This window comes from Alkalimarinus coralli, from assembly GCF_023650515.1.
GTDB classification, from domain to species: Bacteria; Pseudomonadota; Gammaproteobacteria; order Pseudomonadales; family Oleiphilaceae; genus Alkalimarinus; species Alkalimarinus coralli.
In genome coordinates, this window is the sequence record NZ_CP096016.1 from 1,835,848 (window position 1) to 1,862,296 (window position 26,449).

Here is a 26,449-nt window from a genome sequence, read left to right on the forward strand (position 1 = left end):
TACTGTTTTATATATAACAAAAAAGAGGTTTACTTTGAACCACACTATCGATGAACAAGTCATCGCACTTGCTGGAGTTTTTCAAGCAGCTGCACTCGTTCACCAGATTGCTCAAACATCAAAATATGATAAACCCGCATTAGAGTCGTCTATTAACAGCCTGTTTGTTACCGACCCAGATACAACGCTGTCAGTCTATGGCGATTTAAATGGGATTGTGCTCGGGCTGAATACCCTCAAACAAATATTGCAAAAAGACGCGGGACAAAAGAACGTCGAAGTCATTCGCTATGCACTTAGTTTAATACACCTAGAGGGGAAATTACGTAAAAAACCGGAAATGCTGAATATCATTGGTAAGCGCATCGACCAAGCAAAAGGCCAAGCCGAGCACTTTTCTATTCTACATGAAAACGTAATTCACAACCTGGCATCGCTGTACATAGACACAATCAGTACATTTAATCTGAGAATACAAGTCACTGGAAAACCCGACTTTCTTAAAGTGTCACACAATGCTGCATTAATCCGCGCTACCCTGCTTACGGGCATACGCTCAGCAATACTCTGGCGGCAAACCGGGGGCAGAAGATGGAATTTACTGTTAAAAAGAAAGGCCATTGAAGCATCTGTTGACCGCCTGACCCGCGAACAGCAGTAACCACTTGCAGCCTGGCACAAGTCAACCAATAATCCTAACCAGCCCGAGAAGGTTGTCAGCGCGTACTTAAAGGCCACAGCGGGCTATCTATAGCATCAATATCGCAATTTATAGTATCATTGCGCCCCAAATTCATTACCACTTTAAATAAGCGAGTTTTTAATGGAGCTTTCTTCTCTCACCGCAGTTTCCCCTATCGATGGCCGTTATGGCAGTAAAGTAAAAAGCCTGCGTTCCATATTCAGCGAATTCGGTTTGATCAGATTCAGGGTAGAAGTTGAAATCCGCTGGCTCCAGCAACTGGCAAACCACCCTGAGATTGTTGAAGTTTCACCGTTTGACGAAGCCACCAACAGCTTTCTCGACAATATCGTTTCAAACTTTTCTTTAGAAGATGCCGAACGAGTTAAAACCATTGAGCGTACAACCAACCACGACGTTAAAGCAGTTGAGTACCTCATTAAAGAAAAGTTCGAAGCCGTCAAAGAGCAGCACCCACAACTCGCTGCAATTTCTGAGTTCGTTCACTTTGCCTGCACCTCAGAAGACATTAACAACCTATCTCACGGTTTAATTCTCAAAAATGGCATGAGCGAGTGCGTAATCCCTTACATGGAGCAAGTCATCGATGACTTAAAAGCGCTCGCTATTGAGTTTGCTGAACAACCCATGCTGTCCAGAACACACGGACAGACAGCCTCGCCAACGACAACTGGTAAAGAGCTGGCCAATGTTGTAGCCAGACTCCAGCGACAACTTACACAGATAAAGTCCGTTGAATTTCTCGGGAAAATTAATGGCGCAGTAGGCAACTACAACGCCCACCTGTCAGCCTACCCTGACGTTGACTGGGAACAAAACGCAAAAACATTTGTAGAGTCGCTGGGCTTAACCTTTAACCCTTACACCACCCAGATAGAGCCGCATGACTATATTGCCGAGCTGTACGACGCAATTGCCAGATTCAACACCATTCTAATCGATCTGGATCGTGATATTTGGGCCTATATTTCAGTGGGTTACTTCAAGCAAAAAACCGTAGAGGGTGAAGTAGGCTCGTCTACAATGCCGCACAAAGTTAACCCTATCGACTTCGAAAACTCCGAAGGGAACCTTGGCATTGCTAATGCGGTACTTAATCATCTTGCAAGCAAGCTGCCTATTTCTCGCTGGCAACGAGACCTGACAGACTCTACTGTACTGCGCAATCTGGGGGTAGGTTTAGCCCATAGCGTTATTGCATACCAATCTACACTCAAAGGACTTGGAAAGCTTGAGATTAACCCGATTAGGCTACTTGAAGATCTCAACGAGTGCTGGGAAGTGATGGCGGAACCCATCCAAACAGTCATGCGCCGTTACAATATCGAAAAGCCCTATGAAAAATTAAAGGCACTGACCCGCGGCAAAGAGATGAACCAGGAAACAATCAAGGAGTTTATCAACTCACTTGAAATTCCTCAGTCAGCCAAAGATGAGCTAATAGAACTTACGCCTGCCAGCTATATCGGCAACGCTATTGAACAAGCTAAAGCCATCTAGCACACCTCTAACTGAGTGTTAACAATCCAAACGAGTAAGCTCTGGCATTCAAAAGAGCTTACTCTCTCGCCAACGGCAGCTTACCAAACCCGTGTTCGTCGGTTTCGGGCATAACCAAGACCTAGAAGGCAACCTCATGATCAATGTGTTGGGCAGCATTAGCGCCGAGGAATTTTTAAACGAGTACTGGCAAAAAAAACCACTTCTGATCCGCCAGGCAATCCCCGGATTTCATAGCCCTATCTCACCTGACGAACTGGCAGGCCTGGCATGCGAACCGGACACAGAGTCCAGAATCGTCATCGAAAACCATAATGGACAGCCTTGGCATCCATTGCATGGGCCATTTAACGAAACAGACTTCAAGCAACTTCCTGAAACACACTGGACATTACTCGTACAAGGCCTTGATGCGGTGGTTCCTGAGGTGTCAGACCTGCTAAACCTGTTTCGCTTTATTCCAAACTGGCGCATCGACGATATCATGGCCAGCTATGCCCCCTTACATGGAAGCGTTGGCCCTCATTATGACTACTATGACGTGTTCCTTCTACAAGCACAGGGAAAGAGACAATGGCTAACCGGACAGCACTGCGATGAGAATTCAAGGAGAGTTGAAGGCACGCCTCTCAGAATACTACATGAGTTTGAGACCGTGAATGACTGGGTTTTGGAACCTGGTGACATGCTCTATCTCCCACCCCAGATAGCGCATCACGGTGTTTCACTTGGTGACTGCATTACCCTCTCCATTGGCCTGCGATCACCAAGTCATGAACAAATACTAAGCGCTTACACTGACCACGTTTGCAGCATGATAACCAAAGAGCATCACCTCGATGACCCTAATCTTAAACTGCAAACAAATTCAGGTGAGATAAACCCGGACGTCATAACAGACATCAAAAACATTATTTCCAGTTACATAAACGAAGACTCTATTTCAGATTGGTTTGGGCAATACAGCACTGAGCCCAAATCTGAGCACATTGTAGAACCCCTGGAAGAAACGTTCGATAAAGAGGAGTTGAGGGACTACTTGTCTGAGTCTGGATTCATACGCTGGAACGAGGGCTCTCGATTCAGCTACTATCAGCCAAATGATAAATCCGGTCAGATAAAATTATTCTATGACGGTGTAGAACAGCAACTATGCCGAGCGGATGAGCCTTTGATCAAGCTCATCTGCGGCGCTAACCAAATCCCTGTTAAAGAAATTTCCGATAAAATAGTGACAGGAAAGCAATTTGATCTTCTACTAGAATTAATTAATGGAGGTCATCTTTACTTGGAAGAGGCATAACTTAATCTTTATCGTTACGGTTATAAAAATGATCGAGAAAAGCACGCGTTTCGAAGCACAGGATAATAACGAAAAGGCACCAGGCAACAAGCTTCTTAGGCTTGGCGAAGACCAGAGCACACAGCTGTTTTCTAACCCTGAAGAACAAAAGCGGTTAACGGCCTCAATGCTGTGCCAGGCCACTCACAAAGTTAAAATATTAAGCCACCACTTAAACCGTGAGATATATGATAACGAGCCGATAAGAGGTGCCCTGTCAGAACTTGCCAGATCCAATTCAAGGTCTGAAGTTCAACTCCTCATTGTCGATGAACGGCCTCTTGTAGCCAGCAGCCACCGGCTGATTGAGCTCATGCGTCGCCTTCCCAGCAGCATTCATTTAAAAGTAATCAACAAAGCATATCCCTATGACGAATCAGCAATGGTTCTTGCTGACCGTTATGGCGTCATCTACCAGAAAGAGAATTCAATCTATGAGGGCTTTGCAAATTTCAATAGTGCCGGGCGCAATAAACAGCTTTCAGAAATTTTCGATAACTTATGGAGCTATGGCCTGGCTTCAACAGAGCTTCGAGAGTTAAAGTTGTGACATAAAAAAACCGCATCATCGATGCGGTTTTTTACAAGACCATTTACAGCAGATGCTGAAAATGGTTAACCAGCTAATTTAGCCTTCAACTCAATACGGCGACGGTGAAGAACGGGTTCGGTATAGCCATTTGGCTGTTTAGTACCCTCAATCACCAACTCAACAGCAGCCTGAAACGCCACGCTGTCGTCAAAGTTTCCAGCCATCTTGATGTAATTTGGATCATTCGCGTTTTGACGATCAACAACACCCGCCATACGCTTCATTGTTTCCATTACCTGCTCTTCTGAACACACACCATGTCTTAACCAGTTGGCCATATGCTGAGATGAAATACGCAACGTCGCGCGATCTTCCATTAAGCCTACATCATTGATATCTGGCACTTTAGAGCAACCAACACCGGCGTCAATCCAGCGAACAACATAACCAAGAATACCTTGAGCATTGTTATCCAGTTCTTTTTGGATTTCCTCAGCCGTCAGCACACCTGGATCTTCCATAACCGGAATATTCAAAATGGCATCGACTGACGCATGCTCTCGAGACTTAAGCGCATCCTGAGTCTTAAACACGTCAACCTGATGATAATGAACCGCATGAAGTGCAGCAGCAGTTGGAGAAGGAACCCAGGCAGTGTTAGCACCTGCTTTAGGGTGAGCAATCTTCTGCTCCATCATCATTCCCATCTCATCCGGGATCGGCCACATGCCCTTGCCGATTTGAGCACGCCCTTGAAGCCCTGTTTCAAGACCTGTATCAACGTTCCAATCCTCGTAGGCATTGATCCATTCCTGCTGCTTCATAACAGTCTTTGGAATAATAACGCCAGCTTCCATTGACGTATGAATCTCATCGCCAGTACGATCCAGGAACCCGGTGTTAATAAAGACAACGCGATCTTTAGCAGCACGGATACACTCTTTAAGGTTAACAGTGGTACGGCGCTCTTCGTCCATTATCCCCATTTTCATGGTGAATCGTGGCAATTCGAGTGCATCTTCAACACGGCCAAACAACTCATTGGCAAATGCCACTTCTTCTGGCCCATGCATTTTTGGCTTAACAATATTCACCGAACCTGTCGTAGAGTTCTTAACAGGCGAGTTGCCTTTTAGGTCATGAATAGCGATAAGTGTTGTGAACATGCCATCCATTATACCTTCAGGCACTTCATTTCCTTCGCTATCAAGAATCGCAGGGTTAGTCATTAAGTGGCCGACATTACGGACAAACAGCATTGAGCGCCCTTTGACTGTAAATACATTTCCGTCTAAGCCAGTATACTCACGGTCGGCATTCATGCGGCGAGTAAATGTTTTTCCGCCCTTTGTAACTTCTTCTTCAAGGTTACCCTGCATTAAGCCGAGCCAGTTACTGTACACAACGACCTTATCTTCAGCATCAACTGCTGCGACAGAGTCTTCACAATCCATAATGGTTGTTAAAGCAGCTTCCATCAATACATCTTTAACGCCTGCTGCATCCGTTTTACCGATTGGGCTATCCGCATCGATTTGAATCTCAAACCTTAATCCATTATTTTTAAGAAGAACTCCGGTTGGTGCTGCTGCATCACCCGTATAACCTTGCAGTTTACCCTCTTCTTTCAAGCCTACTGTAGATCCATCATTGAGCGTCACCGCCAATTTGCCATCTACAACTGCATACTTTGTGCTGTCTTTATGTGATCCACTTTCCAACGGGGCAGCCTGATCAAGAAAGTCACGCGCATAGGCAATAACTTTATTACCACGAACGGGGTTATAGCCCTGCCCTTTTTCCGCGCCATCTTCCTCAGGAATTGCATTGGTGCCATATAGACCGTCATACAAAGAACCCCAGCGTGCGTTTGCAGCGTTCAACGCAAAGCGAGCATTCATTACTGGTACAACGAGCTGAGGACCCGCCATTTCGGCGATTTCCGGCTCAACATTCTGCGTCGTCGCTTCAAACGCTTCACCTTCTGGCAGCAAATAACCGATCTCTTGTAAAAATCCTTTATACTCTGCTGCGTTGTGTGGCTGGCCTTTACGCTCCTGGTGATATGCATCGATCTTTGCCTGAAGCTCATCACGCTTGGCTAACAAGGCTTTATTTTTTGGAGCAAGATCCTTAACGATTGCGTCAAACTCTGACCAAAATTTGTCTGCATCAACTCCAGTTCCCGGAATAGCCTTTTCATTAACAAAGTCATAAAGAACTTTTGCGACCTGTAGGCCACCAACTTGAACACGTGCTGTCATTTATCAAAGCCTCGATTATTTGCTTATACGGTTTACTAAAACCAGTTTTAAACTATCAATCTGAACTACTCGCAATGAACCAATATATAGCTGCTTTAATTTAAACAACCCATATACGGCTACCAGACCGATAGTGCATTCAGTTCCGATACAATATGTTAGGGGGGCGAATTTTACACGAAACGAGCAACAAATCCTATAGATAGGCGAACCACCCAGACAGTCTCATTGCTGCATAGTATGACTTTTTAACACTTAGAAACTAAAAAACCCGCATGACAGACATCATGCGGGTTTTTAAAATAAGTGGCGTCCCCAAGGGGAGTCGAACCCCTGTTACCGCCGTGAAAGGGCGGTGTCCTAGGCCTCTAGACGATGGGGACGCAATCTTCCGAACGTCTTACCGAGTAAGGAAGCGCGCATTCTACCGTCAGTTTTTTTGTAGGTCAAGCCTATTTATGAATGCTTTCTGCACTCCATATATTTAATGTAAACATCTGTCTTTTCAAGACATTAGTCTATACTGACATACACACACTGTCATATATGAGAAAACGATTAAAAATATGTCTGCCACGGCTATCACCATCATTATTATTCTTATTATATTGGGATCAATTTCGCTCCTGTTTATTAGCCAAGCCCGCGAAAAAGCACGGATAGAAAAAATCAGAAAGACTAATGCGCTACAAGACCGCTATCGCAGAGTTCAACGGCTGATAAACGAGATACCTCCTCAGTACCTTAATAAGGAACTGCGGGTGATGATTCTTGAACGGGGTATCGAAACCCTCAGTGAATTAGTGGCGCTCAAGCCCGACCCTACTATACAGTCAAACATCAAAAATGATCAGCAAGCATTAAAGACTGTTCAGGAGTCAACAGAAACACCAAAACCTGTCCCCATTAAGGATGAAGCAACGTCTAAAGAAGTCAGTAAGTTGCTCGAACTCCTTTATCGATTTATAGAGCGGCAAAGAGCAACCAAGAAACTGGATAAATCAACAAGCAATAAGTACCTTGCCTATATCAACTACCTAATATCAAAAGTGCGGGCAGATCTTGCAATCACAAAAGCAAAAGAGGCCCAAAAAAATGGGAAGCTAAGGGTTGCAATTCACAACTATCATAATGCCATATCAGAAATGATGCGTATTAAAGATAACCCTCTCGCAATCAAAGCACTGACAGGCTATAAAGCTAAAATTAAACAGCTCGAAGAGGCGGCTGAAAAAGAAGGTAAGGAAGGCACCGTTAACCCGGAAGCAGAAAAAGAGTCGCTAAATAAAGAGTGGGACGATTATTTGGACAAGGACGACGATTGGCAAAAAAAGAACGCATATGACGATTAGTTCACCTAGATATATTTTCTGCACATATTTACAATCAATTGAGCGACCTATTTGTACTTAGAATAAATTTAAACCCCTACTCGGCATTCAAACAGAGTCGAGGCAACATAGCAGGACTCTCATGGACGATAATAAGCCAATAGGATCAAGTGTTAAGTGAAAATAAACTTATCTAACAGACTTTCATTCAAGCTAGCCAGAAATACAGTCTTGGTTGCTTTGCTGCTGGGCATGATTCTAAATTTGTTCCAGGTGCTGTTGGATTACCTAAATGAAAAAAACGCACTAGACCAGGACATTCAAGCTCTAATCACCATCAGCCATACACCTGCGTCTCAAATTGCTTATAACATCGACTCTCGCCTGGCAGAAGAGCTACTTGATGGTCTATTAAAACACCCGTCGATTATCGAAGCAGAAATAATTGATACTGATAACCGCATACTGGCAAGAAAGCACCGGCAGTTAACAGACTCTTCATACCGATGGCTAAGCGATGTTTTATTTGACCCGACACGTAACTACGCAACAAGACTGGCGGTGCAGCAGTTATCGGATGTTGACCTGGGGAACCTGAATGTCGTTGTTGATACCTACCCTGCTGGAACTGCATTTCTGAAACGGGCCGCATTTACCTTAATATCCGGCTTTATCAAGAGTCTGGCCCTTTCAGCCTTACTTCTGTTTGTATTCTACCTGATGCTAACCAAGCCATTATTGAAGGTAATCAACTCCGTTAGTGAAGTTGACCCGGAAACCCCCGAAAAGGTTCGTTTACCTGTTCCTAAAGGGCACCAATATGACGAAATCGGCATTCTTGTAGAGAGCACAAACGACCATCTACAAACTATCGAGCGAAGCCTTCAACTGGTTAGGAAAACCGAATCAAGACTTAAGAACTATTCAGAGCAGTTAGAGCAAATTGTTGAGACAAGAACCCGTGAACTCTCAGACAAAAACGATCAACTTATTAAAAGTAATCAGGAACTGGTTGTAGCGAAAGAAGAAGCGGTCAGAAGAGCAACCGCTCGCGCAGACTTCCTTGCCAATATGAGCCATGAAATAAGAACGCCGTTTAACGGCGTCTTGGGTATGATCAGTTTAACCATGGAAGAGCCACTAAGTGACCGACAAAAGCGACAACTCGATGTTGCCTACAATTCTGGCGTGTCCCTGTTAGACCTTTTAAATGACATTCTCGATATATCGAAAGTAGAAGCAGGAAAGCTAACCCTCGAAACCATCAGTTTTGACTTGAGGCACACCATAGAAGAGGTCTCAAGTTTACTTGCACAAAATGCCCACGCCAAACACATCGACCTGGCGCTCGACATTGACCCTGCCTTCCCGGAAGCTGTTTATGGGGACCCAACCCGCATAAGACAGGTGGTCAGCAATTTGACGGGCAATGCCATTAAATTTACTGAAAGCGGAATAGTTACAATTAAGCTATACCAAGAGAACGCGAATGTTGTTATTCAAGTGATCGATACTGGCATCGGCATATCCCCCGATGCAATGGAGAAAATATTTGCGCCATTCTCACAGGCATACTCTGACACGACACGAAAGTATGGAGGCACAGGCCTAGGCCTGGCTCTTTGCCGACAACTTGTAACACATATGCAAGGAAAGTTAACAGTCGAGTCTGTGGAAGGTAAAGGAAGTTGTTTTACTACCAAAATCCCACTTGAAATAGATATCAACACAAGTCAGGCGGCAGTAAACAAACAGCTGAAATCCTATAGCCTAGAAGTAATATACCAAGAGGATAATGCTCAATTCTCATACCTGATAAAACAGCTTCATTACTGGGAGCTGGATACAAAAGTAATCACGTATCAAAATACCAAGGCGCTTAGTTCTCAAGATATCACCATCGATAACCCCAAGCAGACACTGGTATTGATCGATGAACCCGAAGTATCAAAAACGGTAAGTGATGCCGTTTCGTCTAAACAAGTGATACTTATATCTGGTAAAAACTATGCAGCAAACAAAGATAGTCAGCACCGTATATTCTACGGGGCTCATTTGCACTCCCCTTATAGTCGCGCTAATTTAGAAAAGACATTACTCAAGACTATCGGGCTTGAAGCTAATGCCCCCCAGTCAAGTAGCACTGGTAATACCGTGACAGCACAGGGGCACTCTATACTCTTGGTAGAAGACAATCAGGTCAACCAAATGGTTGCCAAGGCAATACTTACAAAGCTGGGTTATCAAGTCATGATTGCTTTCAATGGCCAGGAAGCCGTAGACCTAATAAAGTCCCACGCGTTTGATGCCGTACTGATGGATTGCCATATGCCTATCATGGATGGGTACGAGGCAACCAGGTACATAAGATCCGAGCTAAGAAAAGAAAGCCTTCCTATCATTGCGGTTACCGCTAACGTGATGCACGGGGACAGAGAGAAGTGCTATAGCGCTGGTATGGATGACTATATCACCAAACCTTACGAGCGCCATGTGTTGCTTGAAGTCTTAAAAAAATGGATCGAAAAACCTGAAAACGCGAACGAAAATACCGCTTGATTCAAGTTATCCTGTCTCACCGTTCTTTTAAACGCTCAGCTTCCTTGACATAGCTGGCTAACGTCTTCGCCTATTTCGGTACGCTTGTGAATGGCGGGAACCAGCTCTTCATATACCAGCTCTTGAACCACCTTCGAAACAGGCATTTCGAGATGCCCTACGCCTCTGAGAGGAATGTTCCGCGCATGCTTTAGTATCGGGCTGTCTTGTGGTGAAACTATGCTATCGTGATAGCTAAATATTGAAACCGTTGGCACCAATGCGGTCTGCCCCTCATGCAGATTCAGGTTGGCCAACCATTTGTTTGACCAGCGCTTCATCTGTCTGAGGTGTCGGCCCAAAAAGAAAACGGTATCGGCAATTGTGGTGCCATGATGAGGTGTACCCAGTGTAATGAGTTTTTCAACACGCTTATCACCTCCCCTGTTGTATATATAGTTGCGGGAAACCAGCCCCCCCATGCTATGAGCAACAATCACGACTTTTTCAGTCTTTGTCTCTGAGCAGATCTGTTCAACTCTTTTAGCAAGTTTATTTGAGAATTTTTCTATATCGCCAAACAAGGGTGGGTCCAATGTCACACTATACGTACGGGTAAACCCTCTTTTACTTAAGTAGCGCTTCATCGGCACCCAGAAGGCTGAGTTGCAGAAAAAACCATGTACAAGTAAAACAGGTACATCATCATGACTTCCTTTATTACTTTGCAGATGCTCTTTTAACCATTGAAATGCTGCCAAAGGTGTTAAGAACAGGTACAACACCATAGAAAAGGAAATTTCACCAAACACGAGGCGCAATGTTTCTTTAAATTGAATACGCATATCTTCGGGTCGGTGTGATCGCGCAAACCACGCAATTGCAAAAATATAGCTGAAGATAACAACATGAATAAGAATAATAAATGAGAACAGAATCAACGGAATGAAGTAGAGCGGTACCTTTTCATCATAAAGGTACACTCCAAGCGAGCCTAAAAAAAATGACCCTACGGAAACGATTACCAAGAAAAGCAAAGCCAGCATAATTCAGTCCGCCATACAACACAATTGGGGCTCATATCAGAAACGCTTTATCTAACACATTTACACAGATATTAAGCCAACAGAATAAATGTACATTTGTACACTATCAGTAATTATATCGCAGATAAAATATTGATCACATATTTTGTGACGTTGATATACTTTTTACACTACAATTCAGACAGCTTGAGTTCCACCATGCCTGCCAATTGAATATAGACGAAGCCACCATGCACAACCGGGTTTACAAGCCATGCATGGTGGTGCGCCTTCTATAGCGCGGCTTTAAGAATCTCAAGGCTGACCTCTGGAGTAATATCTTTATACTCACCCAGTGCAACCATTCCATGTTCTGTTAACTTAGCGACAATGTTTTCCAGATCAGTCCCTTCCACCCCCACATCAGACAGCCGGGTCGGAACGTTCATTTGGCGGAAAAATGATTCGGTTTGAGCAATAGCGTTATCAATCCGCTCGCTCTCGCTACCCTCATTTATGCCCCAGACACGATCAGCATACTGCAGAAGCTTCTCTTTTTTGGCCTCTCTTCGAACCTTCATAACAGCAGGCAATACAATAGACAACGTTCTAGCATGATCAACACCATACGCGCCGGTTAACTCATGCCCAATCATATGGGTTGCCCAGTCTTGAGGAACCCCTGCTCCGATTAGCCCATTCAACGCCAGTGTTGCAGACCACATAATGTTTGACCGTACATTCAGGTCACTTTTTAACTCTTCAGAGAGCGCCTTCGGCCCTTCTTCAATTAGTGTTAGTAACAACCCTTCAGAAATTCTGTCCTGCACTTTTGCGTCGACCGAGTAGGTCAAATACTGCTCCATTGTATGAACGAACGCGTCCACAACGCCGTTGCTAATCTGCCGGTCAGACAGTGACAAGGTGACGGAAGGGTCCAGCACCGCAAAAAGAGGCCTGACCAAAGGGCTTGCAAAAGGTAGTTTGTTACCCTCTCGTGTTACCACAGCTCCAGTATTTGTTTCCGACCCCGTTGCTGGCAACGTAAGTACAGCGCCAATAGGAAGTGCTTTGGTGATTTTTACCTGTTTTGCAACGATATCCCAAGGGTCACCGGTCTCATACATAGCCGCAGCTGCAATAAACTTCGTACCATCGACAACTGAACCGCCGCCAACGGCCAACAAGAAATCTACTTTGTGTTCTTTGATAAGGTCTAACGCTTTAATGAGCGTATCGTAATTCGGGTTTGGCTCAATCCCTGAAAACTCACACCACTTATGGCCTTCAAGTGCTTTAGAGACCTGTTCATACACGCCATTACTTTTTATTGACCCGCCGCCATAAGTAACAAGTACACTTGCGTTTGCAGGGATTTCCTTAGCAATGGAACTCAGTTGACCTTCGCCAAAATAAATTTTAGTTGGGTTATGAAATGTGAAATTTAACATAGTTATTTCCTAACAGTATCCTTATAAAGCCATGAGTGGCATAAAGCCGTATCAAGTCCGCCTTGATTGATCGCTATCGCTTAGCTATCTTGTCCAATAATTTTTCGGCGACTAATGCCGACGATGCCGGGTTTTGGCCACTAATAATCAGACCATCTTGCAACGCAAATGCGCTCCAGTCATCACCTCGTTGGTAGTTAGCCCCCCGTTTTTTTAACTCATCTTCCAAAAGAAATGGCACGACTTCAGTCAGCCCAACCGCCGCTTCTTCTGAATTGGAAAATCCTGTTACCGCTATGCCGTCAATCAGATAACTGCCGCCTTCATCTTTAACATTCAAAAATGCAGCTGTGGCATGACATACCGCTGATACGGGTTTGTTACTTTTTACAAAGTCGCTTATTAGCCGTATTGACTCCTGGTTATCTGTTAAGTCCCACAACGGGCCATGACCTCCAGGGTAAAAGACCGCGTCATAATCATCCATACTTACCGCCGATAATTTCGCAGTGTTTTGAATCAATGCTTGTGCGTCACTATCTTTATAATATCTCTCTGTTGCCTCAGTTTGAGCATCAGCCGACTCACTCTTTGGATCAATCGGAGCTTTCCCTCCCGCAGGCGTCACTACAACCACCTCGGCACCCGCATCTTTAAATACGTAATAGGGGGCGGCAAACTCCTCAACCCAGAATCCGGTTTTATCGCCCGTATCACCTAGCTGATCGTGGGATGTTAGCACCATTAGTATGCGAGCTTGTTTGGATTCCATAATAATCTCCTATTACTCAGTTTGTATTCACGAAAACTAGTCTATGCATAAAACAGGATTCTAACAATGCACAAGAATTTGAAATAATTGTTTAACTTTTTGATACAATTATTTCTTGCAGGACTAACTGTTAACGTAATTGGCGCTTATCGAGGAGATACCTGCGTGGATATTTCGTTTGAACAATTAAAAAGCATGGTGGTATTTGCCCAAGTTGTAGAACAAGGAAGCCTATCTGCAGCGGCCAAACACATTGGACTATCAAGGGCCGTTGTCAGCTATCATATAAAGAAGCTCGAAACGCAGCTGGGGGTAACACTCCTCAATCGGTCAACCCGAAGTATCAAACTCACCGAACCTGGGCATGATTACTATAAACGATGCAGGGTTATCGCAAGCGAAGCCGAAGCTGCCAACCAGCAAATAGAAAACCTTAAACGTGAGCCTCAAGGCACATTAAAAGTCACCTGTCCTGTCAATATTGGCTTGCAAACCATCGTACCCGCGCTTAACGAGTTCAAGACACGCTTTCCAAAAATAGAATTAGACCTGATCTTGACAGATGAAGTCGTCAACATCATTCAGGAAGGCATTGACCTGGCAATACGAGGCGCCCCTCTACCCGACTCAGGGTTGCAGGCCAGCAAACTGTCTACACTTAAAACCTGTTTATGTGGTGCCCCTTCCTATTTAAAAAAACATGGAAGGCCCAAAACGCCATCAGACCTTGATAGGCACACCTGGGTAATATACAAATTGACTTCCGGCACGTTAAAGATGAGTAAAGGTTCTCGAAGCTACGATGTGAAAATCCAAGGCTCAATTAGTACCAACAATGCCGCGGCCAGAACTGCATTTGTCGAAGGTGGTCACGGCCTGGGCCGAATCCCGGTGTACGATGCCTTGCCCAAAATCTCAAATGGAACGCTTGAAACCATTTTGGATGATTACGATTTACCCAATATTGAGATATATGGCGTATTTCCTCCCGGCGCATCCAGTTCCAAAAAGCTACGTTTGCTAATAGATCACTTTAAAGACTTTTTTCGAAAAGCGTCGCTTGCATGACTTACTGCAATATTAAGTGAGTAAAATGGCTTTTATAATCGAAGATATATTTATTATGCTATATGCTTATAACCTGTTTTAAAGTGCGCTAACCACTGTTCAACCGTAACGATAAATGGATTTTGCTGCTAGCAACTCATAAAAATGACCTTACGCCTACTAGACCCGGCTAAAACAAAAACGCCTGTTGATTGTTTGTTTGACAGATCAATTGATAGGCTTTGTTTGCAGCTAAAACGCTCCTTTATTGAGCCCGGCATTCTTACGCGTATTGAATGTGAGATTCCTGAGATATCATTGCTGTCATGGCTTGAACAAAATGAAGGTTTAGTTAAGAACTACTGGTCAAACCGGGCCAACAGTCTCTCATTGGCCGCTATTGGGTCGTCATTAACCCTTAGCGCAAACAGTCGCACTGAGCTATCACCCTTGTTTAAGCGGATTAACCAGCTTACAAAGGGCAGCCGTGCAGTATTTCTAGGCGGAATAGCGTTTAATAACCAGAGCCTGACTAAGAATTGGCAAGAGTACCCTTTTGCCGAGTTTATACTCCCTCGCATTGAGGTTTCATGCAGAAGAGGTCGATACTGGTTAGCGGTCAATATTGTGCCTGACAACACTGAGTCTATCCGCTTTATTCGCGCGCAATTGATAGCAGACTTAAAAGCCCTCAAGTTTCTCTCACTCTCAAACGATGCCGCTCAGACGTCATTGCATGTTCGCTCCATTCATCACACCCCGAATAAAGTTCAATGGGACATTACCGTATCTAATGCACTAGAGCAGATAGATGCAGCAAACGTTGAAAAAGTGGTATTAAGTAGAGAGACAAAGATAACGCTCTCTTCCCCTGTTTCTGGCCCTGCTTTACTTAGCAAGTGGCAACACGCAAGCGGCCAAGGATATCAGTTCAGCTTACAATCTGAACGGGGCACATTTGTCGGAAACTCTCCCGAACGCCTGTTTATCAGGGAGCACGACCATATATGGACTGAGGCAATAGCAGGAACAGTTAACAGAGGCGAATCCCTTGAGGAAGAACAGGCGTACGAAAGAGAACTACTGTCTGACCCCAAAATACAGAACGAACATCGTTTAGTCGTCGACTATATCCAAAGTGTATTAAGCGGCTTTTCAAATCAATCTATACCGCAGACCAGTTCATCGGTGCTTAAACTGAGTAATATTCAACATCTAAGCCGCTCGTTTGAAGCGGACCTAAAACACGGCATAGACGACCCTGAGATTGTTAACACCCTTCACCCAACACCCGCAGTCTGCGGTGTTCCCCTTAGTAACGCAATGGCATTAATCAACAGCCAATCAGACCATGCTCGCGGTTGGTATGCGGGCGCAGTCGGAACGGTGTCGGAACAACGCACCGAACTTTGTGTATCCATTCGTTCACTGATGATTAGTCAAAAGACTCTATACTGCTACTCCGGTGTGGGCATTGTTGCCGGGTCTGAGCCACAAAGCGAGTGGGATGAACTAGACGCCAAGATTCGCACAGTACTGGGCCTGCTAAATATATGATTCAACAGATCACGCACATCACCAATTTATGGGCACATTTTATAGTTAACACGTTGATAACCCGTGGGGTTTATCACTTCTGTATTGCGCCAGGCTCCAGAAGCGCCCCCCTAACATTGGCATTAACCGCACTGAAATCGCAATACCTGGAAAGCGATCAAAAAAATATTGAGTTGCATACTCATTTTGATGAACGTGGGTTAGGGTTTTATGCGCTAGGCATTAGCAAAAGTACACAGACACCGGTCGCGATAATTACCACCTCAGGCACCGCAGTCGCAAACTTGCACCCGGCGGTTATAGAGAGCTATCAAACACAAACACCACTGATCATTTTATCTGCCGACAGACCACCAGAGTTATTAGGCTGTGGTGCAAATCAGGCAATTAACCAGCAACAACTATTTTCTGGCAACGTTGCCCACTTTCAACAGCTTGATCTGCCCGCTAGAGACCTTCCACTCTATCAACTCGTCAAAAGCATAAACCAGTGTATGGAGTATGCAGTCGGTGCAGTCAGCGGTATCGACCCAGGCCCGGTGCACATTAACTGCCCTTTTCGCGAGCCACTGTATGGTGACAGCGATTTGCAGGACTACTCAGACTATATCGCCACGTATGATGAGATGGCGAGAAAACAGGCAGCAGAGCAGTTATCTAGCGCAACCTGGTCAGTCGATTATGATATCGCTAAATTCCCTAAACATAGTAGCAACACATTGATTATCGCAGGCGCAATATCTAAAGCTGAAAGCGATGAAGTACTGGCTCTGTCTCGCTCAACAGGATGGCCTATTGTTGCGGATATCAGCAGCCAGTTAAGGCTTAACGGTGACACACATATTTTCCATTACGCAGACCTCATCATGGCCTCGAAAGCGTCATTTGAGCCTCTCAATGCAATCGAGCAGGTTATTCAGTTTGGCGGACGAATTACCAGTAAACGTATTAACCAGTGGGTCGGCCGTTTCAAAGGCGAGTATAAAATTGTGAGTCGCTTCCACGAGAAACTTGACCCGCACCATAAGGCATTGCAAGTTAAGGTGCCAATTGAGCAATACTGTAATCAAGTGACCTACAAAGGCCGCTCCAGCTCCACTTCAAATATATTAACGAGGCTCAATAAAAAGCTGGACTGTTGGATAGACCGAGAACTGGCAGACGGCTTTAGTGAGCTATCAGTAGTACGCACACTCTCCTGTATCCTGCCTGCTGGAACGGCCCTATTCGTCGGCAATAGCCTCTCTATAAGGCTGATGGATATGTTTGCCGCGCCAGCAAACCGTAACCCGGTATATAGTAATCGAGGCGCAAGCGGGATCGATGGCGTCTTGGCCACGGCTATTGGAAGCGCACTTAATCACCCTCGCGGGCTAACACTGCTAATAGGTGATACCTCGCTATTGCATGATTTGAACTCCCTCTCGCTGGCTCGCAACATAGCAACGCCCTTGGTCATCATCGTACTCAACAACGATGGCGGATCTATTTTTAACCTGTTACCAATAGACAATCAACAAGACCTCAAAGAGGCTTTTTTTCGCTGTCCTCACGGGCTCAGCTTTGAAGCAGCCTGCCAGATGTTTTCCATCAACTACGTCAAACCCAACTCATTGGAGTCATTCAAGCTCGGCTATCTAGAGGCGATAGATAACAACCACTGCACTCTCATTGAGATAGCGGTTCCGAGTGATCAAGCAACATCAAAGATCAAACAGATTATTCAGCAGGTTGAGAATCTCCCATGCTAACTACTGATAGTGCGGCCTGCGACAACTTAAAAGACATAGTCAGCAATGGCATTACATGCCGTGGAGATCGCAACAACCCCGCAGTTGTTTTTATCCACGGTTTTTTGGGGAACCGTGAAGAGTGGCAGCAGGTTGTGGAGACGCTAAGAGAAACCTTCTATTGTATTACTGTTGACTTGCCAGGCCATGGAGACCAGCAAGAACAGCATAACGACTGGCCATCCGAAGATAGTTTGGAGCGAATGTACACAAGAATAATACAAGCAAGCAGTAAACCCTTTCATTTAGTGGGTTACTCTTTAGGCGGCCGACTAGCCATGAGGCTGGCGTATGAGAAACCAAACCAGGTGATAAGCTTGTGCCTTGAGTCTGCAAACCCTGGCTTAGAATCTGTTGAGAGCCGAAAAGAAAGGGGCCTTTCGGATCACGCCTGGGCGAAGCGCTTTGCATACGAACCTCTGGAAACCGTTTTGACTGACTGGTACCAGCAGCCCATATTTGGCACCAAGGGCACCGACCAACAGAGATCACTGGTAAAAGCACATCTGAATCAGTCAGCCATACCGTTAGCCAAAGCGCTCACCGAATTTGGGCTGGGGTTGCAACCTCCCTATTGGCGCTTTCTTTCTCAATGGCGCAAACCACTATGCTATATAAGCGGAGAATACGATGCCAAGTTCACAGAAATTGGTCGTCAGTTAAACAATATCAACCCTAGCTTGCGACACGCAATTATTAGCAATGCTGCTCATAACTGTCACATTGACCAACCACAACATTTCATAGATGTAATCAGCGACCACCTAACAACGAACGGTTTAAGAAGGTATTCATGAACAACCCAGCATACTCAAGCGTTATTCCAGCTCTCGACTGGCTTGACCATTCCGGCTCATACGAAGACATTTACTATCATAAGGCGCAGGGCATTGCCAAAATAACCATCAATCGGCCCGAAGTGCGCAACGCATTTCGCCCTCAAACCGTGATGGAAATTCAACACGCTTTAGCTGACGCCAAGTTCGATGAAACGATAGGCGTTATTATCTTTACCGGTGAGGGTGATCTCGCCTTTTGCTCAGGTGGCGATCAAAGGGTTCGTGGAGATGCAGGCTATAAAGACAGCAACGGCACCCATCACCTCAACGTGCTGGATCTTCAAAAAGCGATTCGATCATGCCCTAAACCCGTCGTAGCAATGGTGGCGGGATATGCAATTGGAGGAGGACACGTACTTCACTTGGTTTGTGACCTAACGATCGCAGCTGACAATGCTATTTTTGGGCAAACAGGCCCGAAGGTGGGCTCCTTTGACGGCGGGTTTGGAGCGAGCTATCTCGCCCGAGTGGTAGGCCAGAAAAAAGCCAGAGAAATATGGTTTTTATGCCGTCAATATAGTGCCGATAAAGCACTCGATATGGGGTTGGTTAATCACGTGGTGCCTTTACCGGAACTGGAAAAAGAGACTGTAGACTGGTGCTTGCAAATACTCCAGCACTCGCCTCTTGCATTACGTTGTCTGAAATCCGCTTTTAACGCGGATACTGATGGGCAGGCCGGGCTTCAGGAGCTTGCCGGAAACGCGACCATGATGTTTTATATGACGGAAGAAGGACAAGAAGGCCGCGATGCCTATCTTGAGAAAAGGCCGCCTGATTTTGGTAAGTTTAAACGCCAGCCATGATTCAACGCATCAGTGTCTGGCGCTATCTTCTGCCGTTAAACAAACCCATTATCACCATTCATGGGCAACAATCTGAGCGTTCAGGGCTCATCCTCCAGTGGCACCATGACGGTGGTAGTGCATGGAGCGAAGTGAGCCCTCTTCCCGGCTTTAGTCACGAATCACTAATGGGAGCACAGGCGCAACTTCTGGGTCTGCTTGCGGAAGGTTTTATTGGTCTTGCGAATAACGCGCGACAGTCGCACTTAACAGATCGATTAAGCAACCGATTATACCCCTCTGTTAAGTTTGGTTTAGAAATGGGGCTGACAAAGCTATTCAGTCCGCTTCCGCAACAACCAGGTACGCTATCAATAGTGGGGCTGATTGATGAAGCGCCCTATGACGCCAAGCGCTATGAGTTGAACCCTATCGTCAAAATTAAAGTCGGTAGACATAGCCTCGAACAAGATATCGTAAGCGTCAACCAAATTATAAAAGAGCTCAACGGCACCAAAGATATTCGCTTAGATGCCAACCAGTCCTGGTCGCTCGATCAAGCCGAGTACTTTCTCTCGAAAATCCCCTTAAAACAGATATCCTTTATTGAAGAGCCGCTGGCAAATAGCAACGACTACAGCGATTGGCATAAAAAAATCAGCGTACCTTTTGCATTTGATGAACAACTACAACAGTCGACATTCCCGGTTAAGCGTATTCGGGGGTTAGGCGCGCTGGTGATAAAACCAACACTAATTGGGCTACAGAGGTCTATCAATTTGATTAATGATGCAGACCGCCTTGGCATCCAGTCTGTTATTAGCGCATCCTACGAGAGCAGTCTCACACTGAACTTTCTGTACGCTCTCGCGCTGCGCTACACACCTCAATCACCACCGGGTTTGGACACCTATCGCAACTATCAGTATGATCTTATCGAGCCCTTATCCCTCCCTACCACGTTAATTAACCTGCCACTCGCACCTGAGTCCGCAATGGTTAAGGTAGCTGACTATGAATACTAAGCCTGTGACAGCAAAACAAAAGCGAGCTACGGAGAACCGGGAGCCCTTACTGATGCTTCCCTGCCTGCTTGATCAGGCATCGATTCGATATAAAAATAAAGTAGCGATTATCACACAGGATCAGCAGCTTACATATTGTGAGCTTGAAGCTCGAGTACAGAGGCTATCAGCGTTTTTTATCCAGAAAGGTATTCGCAAAAGCTGTCGAGTTATCATTGCAATTCCCTCAAGCATTGAATTAGTTATATCTATACTATCCCTTATACGTATTGGTGCTGTCGCCTGCCCTGTCAATTATAAGTTTCCTCAGGCTCTAAAACGCAGGGTTAGAACTCAGTTAGATTCAGAGTGGTTAATCTGTCTTGATAGCGAACATTGTGATCAGGGCAACCATATCACGCAGTCATCAATTAAGTGCCATTTGGAGTTTAGGTCATCGGCACAAGATGGCAACAGGATATACTATTCGTCAGACGCTCCCTGCAACATCATACTGACGTCAGGGTCAAGTGGCACACCTAGATCCGCCGTATTTGGCTACCAACAGCATTATTTTAGTGCCCTGGGTGCCAATACATTGGTTCCGCTCAAGCCCGGTGACCGCAATTTGATATCGCTGCCCATATTCCATATCAGTGGTATAGCGATTATTTTCCGCTGTTTAATGGCTGGTGCTACCATGGTTCTACCTGATGGCAACGATCTACCAAGCAATATCGCAAGATTCCGCATCACACATGCATCAATGGTCAATACTCAGCTAAAACGCTTTCTCAACCAAAATTCAGGGGCATCCACGCTTAAACATGTGTTGGTAGGTGGTGGCCCCGTTGATCATACGCTGTTAGATCAAGCCAAAAGAGTGCACATTAATTGCTGGCATACCTATGGCCTAACCGAAATGGCCTCTCAGGTGTTTACCCACGATCCAAATGGATTTGGCACGACTCTTCCGTACCGCGAACTATCGTTAAGTAACCATGGTGAAATACTTGTTCGGGGTCCTACGCTATTTCAAGGATATTATGACAAAGGAATGCTGAGACTGCCGTTGAATGATCAAGGGTGGTTTTCAACAAAGGACATAGCAGAACTTAGCGATAGCAGGCTCAAGATAGTGGGGCGAAAAGACTGTCAGTTTATCAGCGGTGGTGAAAATATTCAGCCCGAAGAAATTGAATGTTTTATCAACCAACTGGAGGGTATCAACCAGTGTATTGTTGTGGCCAAAAAAGACCCAGAGTTTGGGTTCGTTCCCGTTGCGTTTATTGACAGCGACCGTCAACTCAATACGGGACGGCTTCAAGGGTTGCTGAGACAGCAGCTGCCAAACTTTATGATACCAAAAGAAGTTTACGCATGGAGGTTTAATCAAGGCATAAAGCCAAATCGTGCTGAACTTAAAGAGGTTGCAGCCAGCACAGAATTTTGAACGCCCTCAACACAAGGCCACGAGAATAAAACACACTCAAGTCAGGTTACTCGCTGAGATAAGTTCTATGCTGTTATCCGTTTCAAGCCTATTGCTTTAAGCGTTAGCAATTCCTTCTATAGATCGTTCAGTGTGCGCCCTCCACTATCACAGCGCAGGCTTTGTTTACTTAGGAGATGTAAACTAATAGAGGCGTGGAGAGCCCCTATCAATAATTTACTTGCTGGTACTGGTGCGCGTGGCGCACCGGTAGCGAGTGAAGATTAGTGAAAAGGTCTCTTCACAAATATCTAATGTTGGGTTGGCTTTTTCATATTGCTGTCTTTATTATCAACTTAAGTACAACACATTCTTAACCTGCCAATAGGTAATTTCATGCAGCTTTCTCAATCGACAAGGCCGACCCGCCATTTACGTCTATTTTGTGGTTTAGTCACGACAGGATTACTGTTAACTCACAACACACTATCAGCTCGTCCATTAGCAACACAACCGGGCTGGGGAGCTGACATTGCCATCGCAGCGGGCTACTCAAAATCGCAGTCCCAATTTAACGTTGATAGTGAAAATAGAGTAACCGATGACTTAAACAACTCCGGTCAAGAAATAGAGCAGGCAACCGTTATCCCTCTTGCTCGACTGGACTATACGCTGGACAGCCTGAAAACGCAGTTTTTCCTGGGTAATAGCAGAGAAAATGTTGCTAAAGGTGAAGTACAAATTGAGTTAGGTGTAACACATCAGTTCGAAGACCACTCACAACTTACCGTTGCCTATTTCCCCGAACTTCCCATTATTGGTGATACGTGGAAAGATCCTTACGTAACCGGGCAGCAACGAGAAGAGACAGAAGAAGTTGCACAAGGCGGCCGCATAGAGCTGAGCAACATTGCTGGAAGCCTGTTTGATGTGCAATACGCATTCGCCGATAGCGACATTGAGGATGAATTAAGCGGCAATAGCCTGAGTTTCCTTACTGATGCTGATCGTCAACTATTGCATAGAGACGTTTTCTTTCAGCGTCTGAGTGTAGATCGTCTAGTGCCAATAACCTCAAACCTAATGCTAAAGCCAGGCCTGCTATATACCCGCGCCGAAGCGAAGGGTGACGCCAATAGTTCAGATGAGTACGCTGTTAGGCTTCAAGTCGTATATCAGCAAGCTCGCCACCTCTTAACAGGGACGGCCCTGTACGGTCGACTAGAGGCAGACGTAGACAACCCCATATTCGATAAGCGCGAAAAGAACAACCGACACTCACTCTTTGCTTTATACAAATACCAAAAACCCTTTAATTGGGAAAACTGGAGCTTATTAGCCATTGGCTTTTGGGGAGAGACAGACTCTAATATCTCTTTTTACAACAGCAGCGGTCTCGGGATAGGGATTGGTGCCGCTTATCAGTGGCGCTAAAAAAATCACCCACTAATAGAGCCGACCGATAAGATCCATATGAGTCAGATATAGCCTCATATCTAACTCAAGCTGGTGATAGCTCGGCTCCATATGCCTGCATAGCTTATAAAAAGCCTTGTTGTGCTCTTTCTCTTTTAAGTGCGCCAACTCATGAACGGCGATCATTCTCAAAAACGGTTCTGGTGTGTTCTTAAATACGGATGCAACTCTAATTTCATTCTTAGCCTTGAGCTTACTCCCCTGTACTCTTGACACAAAAGTATGTAGGCCTAATGCATGATTAATCACATTAATTTTGTCATCGTAAACAACCTTGCTTAACGGCTGAGATTTTTTTAAGTAGTCATTTTTTATATCCAGCACATAGCTATAGAGCGCTTTATCAGTACGAATGTGGTGAGACTCCGGATATCTCTTCAGCAAAAACGCCCCTAGCCTATCCTCATCAATCAGCCGCTCAGCCTGAAGCACGATCGTTTCAGGATATCCAGACAGGTATTTTAAATGTTTAGTCACGCGCTTTATGCCTTAGTTTTAGCAACCCATCCAGCCTTTCCGGGTGGCTATCAATCTGCCTTAGTGCTCGTTTATAACTGCTTCTTAAGTGCTTTTTCAAATGACCGGTAGCAATAGTGCCTGAAATATTTTTCAGTCTGCAATAGAGCGCCATTGAGAATATTACTTCACTCTCGGATAAGGTCGCCTGTCGATTAGACTGTCCGTTGTAACAGCTTCCGCACCCACCACGAAAAGTATAAGCAGAATTGGCAAACATCACCCCGAAGCCCATAAAAATGGCCAATACCTCGGTACCCTCAGCAAAGTAGTCAGCGCCTCCGGGTGGAAACTGCTGAGACTGTATAACAAGATACTGAGCAATAAGATGAGCAAAGCTGGCTGAAAGGTCTTCTGGCTTAAGGGTCTGCTGAGGGTTATAGGTTATAAAAAGAGGTTCAGCGTTCGCAATAACTGGCGCTATTTGAGATGACGAATTCCTCGGAACATCAGCACAGCCATCTTGAAATAGTTGTGCAGACGGCTTGTATTGATAAACATCCGGCGACTGTAACAGAAAAGGCCAATGAGCCACGCCTGCATAGTTAACGGTGTGTTTAAATACCGTTTCAGCCATTTCATGGATACTGGCAACGCTGCCAGCGAAATACTGATTAGTAGGCTGTACAAGCTTGCTGCGAGTAAAAAACTCACCACTATCAAAATGAGTTAAAGCCCATTCATAGGCATCAAATATCCAGTCAGCACTGGAAGTATCTATCAATGGTTTAAACTTAAAGAGGCTTAGCATAATTGGTCTAAACTAATTTGTAGAATGGGTTATAGTTTGTCGAGTATATCAGGTCGAAAAAGCAAATAGCGTGCTGCTGTAATAACCAAAAAGATTTGTAGCATATTTGGCTCTCTTACGCGCATATTTCAATCAGCTTTTAATAGCCTTGTATAGCTAGGGCCAGAGTAACGATTCTAAAGCCTGCCTGTATGCGCCTCTCCTTTCGGTGGCCATACTAAAAACAGAAAAGCCAAGCTAAATTCTGCAATTAAATAGATACTTGAGTAAAGTCCAGGCACGCCATCCACAAGCATTGAATATACTTTCGCCAACCCGGCAAATAGTAATATCAATCCTAACGCCCGCACCAGTTGACGCTTGTCTTGGAGGTTAAAACAACACCAGAATGATATTGCCCCCACCGCCGTCACCATCCCATTTAAAGCCCGCATTTGGTTTCTAACATCTACCCCTATCGTTAAGGGGGTTCCTTCCCATATAGGAGAAAGGATAGACATCAACCCAGGAACCAACAGGCTTCCCCCTAAGAAGATTAGCGCTATATACAAAATAATATGATGATAATTTGCCATATATGATTTCCGTTGTCTCAAAATATATAGCCAGAGGGGAAAGCTCAACGTTTCTTAAAATTTTTATGGTCGCGGGTTTCATCTATCAATTGCCTTAGCCAATGCATATATGGCGTTCCTCCGGTCCCCCTAGGATCTTTCACGTGCTTATTAATGTATTCGGATGCCCATTCAAAATGCACCTCCCTAAACTGGGCCATCAGCTCTAAGACCTGATCAAACAGTTCAGGTGCCGCAAGTGGCTTCAAGTCAGGTAAAAGTGAAGTGCTCGTTATAAAATCCCTGTGGCTTTGAGGCATGTATTGGCGGATTTCACGTAAGTGATCTACTAGTGCTGACGGCTTATGGTCAATTTTTAATAACTGTACCAGCACTGGCATAATTGAACTCTGCGCCCCCGTCTCTCCACGATAACTCATCGCCTGACGCCCGACTCCCTCATATTCGACATTTTCAAAAAACCTTATATAAGGTCGAAAGGTTTTAAAATACAGCTCTGGAGACATTCTTTCGGGAATGCGCTTCAATACCCGCAACTGCTCTACCAAACAGTCAGCAATTTTTTTCAATTGAGTATTTATCACCTCAACCGGCAGCTTTCCGGACACTCTAATCTCTTGAACAAAACGTTCAACTGCTGCCAACAAGGCAGCCGCTTGCGACTCTATCTCTACATGAACCAAAATAAACCAGTGCTCATCATATAAATGGACAAAATTTTGGATGGTATCGATATTTCCCAAGACAATATCTCGGGTTTGATCAAAACGTTTCCAATTGTAAAGAGCGTACCCTGCATAATTTAAAATGGGCGGTATCGCTAAGACTTCCGCTACCTTTGTTAAAGGCACAGCAATATTCGCAGGTAAACTAAAAATAGCGGGTTGACCAACTTGATTAATATAAGCCGATGCAAGAAACGATGTTCTTACAAAATAAAGTCTAAGTTCGGGGAGGTGCTCTATGGGGGATAGATTATCAGGCCATTGAGGGATAGTTAACGACTGGGCATATCGGCGAAAATCTGACTCTAATAGCCTACTGGGTAAATCACGCCCAATGTCATCCAGAACACTAAATTCACTTTCCGGACTAAAGTGTGTTAATGGATCTGACGCCGGTAGAAAACCTCTATTTTCAAAAGAGTCCTGCATTGCGTTCAATTAAGGCCTCCTGTTCGTCTAACGACAAAAATAACCTGGATACAGAAAGTATAGCT

General features: G+C 45.0%; 22 protein-coding genes and 1 tRNA gene. 14 read left to right on the top strand and 9 right to left on the bottom strand.

Annotated elements, in window-relative coordinates; genetic code table 11:
• Window positions 1–34: 34 nt before the first annotated feature.
• From hflD to MY523_RS08165, 4 genes are all read left to right on the top strand, one after another.
• Entirely contained in the window at window positions 35–661 is a 627-nt protein-coding gene (gene hflD / locus MY523_RS08150; protein ID WP_250658290.1) for a high frequency lysogenization protein HflD, read from the top strand.
• 162 nt (window positions 662–823) lie between these two features.
• Window positions 824–2,203, top strand: coding sequence for an adenylosuccinate lyase (gene purB / locus MY523_RS08155; protein WP_250658291.1), 1,380 nt, complete (start codon window positions 824–826; stop codon window positions 2,201–2,203).
• Window positions 2,204–2,339: 136 nt separating this feature from the next.
• A complete protein-coding gene (locus MY523_RS08160; protein WP_250658292.1) occupies window positions 2,340–3,506 on the top strand; it encodes a cupin domain-containing protein in 1,167 nt (388 codons plus the stop codon).
• Window positions 3,507–3,534: 28 nt separating this feature from the next.
• On the top strand, window positions 3,535–4,095 hold the full coding sequence (locus tag MY523_RS08165; RefSeq protein ID WP_250658293.1) for a DUF7931 domain-containing protein: 561 nt from the start codon (window positions 3,535–3,537) through the stop codon (window positions 4,093–4,095).
• Between the two features lie 65 nt (window positions 4,096–4,160).
• Here the strand turns inward: MY523_RS08165 and MY523_RS08170 are convergent, their stop codons facing one another.
• Window positions 4,161–6,341, bottom strand: coding sequence for a malate synthase G (locus MY523_RS08170; protein ID WP_250658294.1), 2,181 nt, complete (start codon window positions 6,339–6,341; stop codon window positions 4,161–4,163).
• 307 nt (window positions 6,342–6,648) lie between these two features.
• Window positions 6,649–6,724: transfer RNA gene (locus tag MY523_RS08175), tRNA-Glu, on the bottom strand.
• A gap of 183 nt (window positions 6,725–6,907) precedes the next feature.
• Here MY523_RS08175 and MY523_RS08180 point away from each other — a divergent pair.
• Together MY523_RS08180 and MY523_RS08185 are read left to right on the top strand one after the other, a co-directional pair.
• Window positions 6,908–7,693, top strand: a complete 786-nt coding sequence (locus tag MY523_RS08180; protein WP_250658295.1) for a hypothetical protein — start codon at window positions 6,908–6,910, stop codon at window positions 7,691–7,693.
• Between the two features lie 156 nt (window positions 7,694–7,849).
• Window positions 7,850–10,231 (top strand): ATP-binding protein, encoded by a 2,382-nt coding sequence (locus tag MY523_RS08185; RefSeq protein WP_250658296.1) that lies wholly within the window; start codon window positions 7,850–7,852, stop codon window positions 10,229–10,231.
• A gap of 35 nt (window positions 10,232–10,266) precedes the next feature.
• Here MY523_RS08185 and MY523_RS08190 read toward each other — a convergent pair whose 3' ends face one another.
• The 3 genes from MY523_RS08190 to MY523_RS08200 form a co-directional block, all read right to left on the bottom strand.
• Entirely contained in the window at window positions 10,267–11,256 is a 990-nt protein-coding gene (locus MY523_RS08190; RefSeq protein WP_250658297.1) for a lipase family alpha/beta hydrolase, read from the bottom strand.
• Between the two features lie 272 nt (window positions 11,257–11,528).
• Window positions 11,529–12,686 (bottom strand): iron-containing alcohol dehydrogenase, encoded by a 1,158-nt coding sequence (locus tag MY523_RS08195; protein ID WP_250658298.1) that lies wholly within the window; start codon window positions 12,684–12,686, stop codon window positions 11,529–11,531.
• 73 nt (window positions 12,687–12,759) lie between these two features.
• Window positions 12,760–13,458, bottom strand: a complete 699-nt coding sequence (locus tag MY523_RS08200) for a type 1 glutamine amidotransferase domain-containing protein (RefSeq protein WP_250658299.1) — start codon at window positions 13,456–13,458, stop codon at window positions 12,760–12,762.
• 165 nt (window positions 13,459–13,623) lie between these two features.
• Between MY523_RS08200 and MY523_RS08205 the strand changes: the two genes are divergently transcribed.
• The 8 genes from MY523_RS08205 (at window position 13,624) to MY523_RS08240 (ending at window position 23,346) form a co-directional block, all read left to right on the top strand.
• Window positions 13,624–14,526 (top strand): LysR family transcriptional regulator, encoded by a 903-nt coding sequence (locus tag MY523_RS08205; RefSeq protein ID WP_250658300.1) that lies wholly within the window; start codon window positions 13,624–13,626, stop codon window positions 14,524–14,526.
• A gap of 144 nt (window positions 14,527–14,670) precedes the next feature.
• On the top strand, window positions 14,671–16,062 hold the full coding sequence (locus MY523_RS08210) for an isochorismate synthase (RefSeq protein ID WP_250658301.1): 1,392 nt from the start codon (window positions 14,671–14,673) through the stop codon (window positions 16,060–16,062).
• Window positions 16,059–17,813 (top strand): 2-succinyl-5-enolpyruvyl-6-hydroxy-3-cyclohexene-1-carboxylic-acid synthase, encoded by a 1,755-nt coding sequence (gene menD / locus MY523_RS08215; RefSeq protein WP_250658302.1) that lies wholly within the window; start codon window positions 16,059–16,061, stop codon window positions 17,811–17,813. The genes MY523_RS08210 and menD overlap by 4 nt, the downstream gene beginning before the upstream one ends.
• Window positions 17,807–18,649, top strand: coding sequence for a 2-succinyl-6-hydroxy-2,4-cyclohexadiene-1-carboxylate synthase (gene menH, locus MY523_RS08220; RefSeq protein ID WP_250658303.1), 843 nt, complete (start codon window positions 17,807–17,809; stop codon window positions 18,647–18,649). The genes menD and menH overlap by 7 nt, the downstream gene beginning before the upstream one ends.
• Window positions 18,646–19,497 carry a 1,4-dihydroxy-2-naphthoyl-CoA synthase gene (gene menB / locus MY523_RS08225; RefSeq protein ID WP_250658304.1) on the top strand — a complete coding sequence of 284 codons (852 nt, stop codon included), beginning with the start codon at window positions 18,646–18,648 and terminating at the stop codon, window positions 19,495–19,497. The genes menH and menB overlap by 4 nt, the downstream gene beginning before the upstream one ends.
• Window positions 19,494–20,501, top strand: a complete 1,008-nt coding sequence (gene menC, locus MY523_RS08230; protein ID WP_250658305.1) for an o-succinylbenzoate synthase — start codon at window positions 19,494–19,496, stop codon at window positions 20,499–20,501. The genes menB and menC overlap by 4 nt, the downstream gene beginning before the upstream one ends.
• Window positions 20,491–21,933 (top strand): o-succinylbenzoate--CoA ligase, encoded by a 1,443-nt coding sequence (gene menE / locus MY523_RS08235; protein ID WP_250658306.1) that lies wholly within the window; start codon window positions 20,491–20,493, stop codon window positions 21,931–21,933. Before menC ends, menE begins: the two co-directional genes overlap by 11 nt.
• A gap of 375 nt (window positions 21,934–22,308) precedes the next feature.
• Complete coding sequence (locus tag MY523_RS08240; protein WP_250658307.1) at window positions 22,309–23,346, top strand: DUF2860 family protein; 1,038 nt, start codon at window positions 22,309–22,311, stop codon at window positions 23,344–23,346.
• A 12-nt stretch (window positions 23,347–23,358) separates the two neighbouring features.
• Here MY523_RS08240 and MY523_RS08245 read toward each other — a convergent pair whose 3' ends face one another.
• The 4 genes from MY523_RS08245 to MY523_RS08260 all read right to left on the bottom strand — a co-directional run bounded on the left by MY523_RS08245 (window position 23,359) and on the right by MY523_RS08260 (window position 26,384).
• On the bottom strand, window positions 23,359–23,865 hold the full coding sequence (locus MY523_RS08245) for a YgjP-like metallopeptidase domain-containing protein (protein ID WP_250658308.1): 507 nt from the start codon (window positions 23,863–23,865) through the stop codon (window positions 23,359–23,361).
• On the bottom strand, window positions 23,858–24,655 hold the full coding sequence (locus tag MY523_RS08250) for a hypothetical protein (protein WP_250658309.1): 798 nt from the start codon (window positions 24,653–24,655) through the stop codon (window positions 23,858–23,860). The genes MY523_RS08245 and MY523_RS08250 overlap by 8 nt, the downstream gene beginning before the upstream one ends.
• Before the next feature lie 176 nt (window positions 24,656–24,831).
• Complete coding sequence (locus MY523_RS08255; RefSeq protein ID WP_250658310.1) at window positions 24,832–25,230, bottom strand: DUF4345 domain-containing protein; 399 nt, start codon at window positions 25,228–25,230, stop codon at window positions 24,832–24,834.
• A 44-nt stretch (window positions 25,231–25,274) separates the two neighbouring features.
• Complete coding sequence (locus MY523_RS08260) at window positions 25,275–26,384, bottom strand: PrnB family protein (protein ID WP_250658793.1); 1,110 nt, start codon at window positions 26,382–26,384, stop codon at window positions 25,275–25,277.
• Window positions 26,385–26,449 lie beyond the last annotated feature (65 nt).